At 67.0% G+C, this 1,050-nt stretch carries 2 protein-coding genes; one reads left to right on the top strand and one right to left on the bottom strand.

The window, feature by feature from the left end; all coding sequences use genetic code 11:
* Positions 1 to 140 precede the first annotated feature (140 nt).
* Positions 141 to 485 carry a MerR family transcriptional regulator gene (locus AB0M27_RS48205; RefSeq protein ID WP_365732509.1) on the top strand — a complete coding sequence of 115 codons (345 nt, stop codon included), beginning with the start codon at positions 141 to 143 and terminating at the stop codon, positions 483 to 485.
* 238 nt (positions 486 to 723) lie between these two features.
* Here the strand turns inward: AB0M27_RS48205 and AB0M27_RS48200 are convergent, their stop codons facing one another.
* Positions 724 to 981: an integrase core domain-containing protein gene (locus AB0M27_RS48200; RefSeq protein WP_365732510.1), complete on the bottom strand. Its 258-nt coding sequence runs from the start codon at positions 979 to 981 to the stop codon at positions 724 to 726.
* Positions 982 to 1,050 lie beyond the last annotated feature (69 nt).

The raw sequence follows: 1,050 nt of genomic DNA, 5'->3' as shown, positions 1-1,050 counted from the left end.
TCCGCCGTTCGCGGGCAGCCTGGACTACGAGTCCACCGCGGCCGACCTGCTCCGCACGGTCAGGACCAAGAAGACGGAACTGCTCTTCCTCGCCCACGGCACCCGGGCCCCCCGACGCATCCCCCGGAAAGAAGAGGTCTATGCCCCCTCGCAGTACCCGCCCCGCCGACATCCTCGACGACGACGACTACCCCGCCTACACCATGGGCCGGGCCGCCGAGATGCTCGGCACCACTCCCGCCTTCCTCCGCGCCCTGGGCGAACACCGCCTGATCACCCCCCTGCGCTCCGAAGGCGGCCACCGCCGCTACTCCCGCTACCAGCTGCGCATCGCCGCCCGCGCCCGCGAACTCGTCGATCAGGGCACCGCCATAGATGCCGCCTGCCGCATCGTCATCCTCGAAGACCAGCTCGAAGAAGCCCAGCGCATCAACGAGCAACTGCGCACCCAAGGCAGCCAGCCCCAGTCGAAAACCTCAGCCTGACAAGACGGGTGCCACCTCAACGCCGCCCGCCAGACGCACAGCGCTGCTCCAAGGACCCCGGCACACCTGCCGGGGTTCTCCGCCGTTCAAGCCCACCTGCCTAGTGTCAACCTCCACCGACTCCGACCCACCGGACCCGACGGCAGGCCGGCTGCCCTTCACTCGCGACGATGATCAATCCCAGCGGCCAACGGCTAGTACAAGACGTCGCCCTTGCCGGAAACCTCGTCCGCCCAGGTCACGCGGCATGTTCGTACTCGTGGAGAATGCCACCCAGGCGTTCACGCCTTCGTATGTCAAGGTGGGTGATCTGCCCTGGATCGCTGATCGCCTGGGGCAAGGGGTGGAGCGGTCGGGCGTTCGCGATTCCCTGATGGGGCCGATGGGAGTTGTAGAACCGCTCGAACTCCCGCACCGCGTGGCAGAGGTGGCGCTGGTTCCAGATCAACGTGCGGTCCAGCAGTTCACGCCGGCACGTCTGCACCCACCGCTCCATAATCGAGTTCATTCGGGGCATCTGGACGCCGCTGAACACGACCTCGATGGCCGCGTCCTTCAAGATGGT

The sequence above is a fragment of the Streptomyces sp. NPDC052107 genome, from assembly GCF_040680215.1.
Taxonomy (GTDB): domain Bacteria; phylum Actinomycetota; class Actinomycetes; order Streptomycetales; family Streptomycetaceae; genus Streptomyces.
Note: the sequence above shows the minus strand (reverse complement) of the source record. Positions and strands in the feature narration are given on the sequence as shown.

What these genes read in the sequence shown, in the direction of transcription:
- AB0M27_RS48205 (WP_365732509.1), top strand. Translation starts at nt 141, where the DNA reads ATGCCCCCTCGCAGTACCCGCCCCGCCGACATCCTCGACGACGACGAC.
- AB0M27_RS48200 (WP_365732510.1), bottom strand. Translation starts at nt 981, where the DNA reads ATGGAGCGGTGGGTGCAGACGTGCCGGCGTGAACTGCTGGACCGCACG.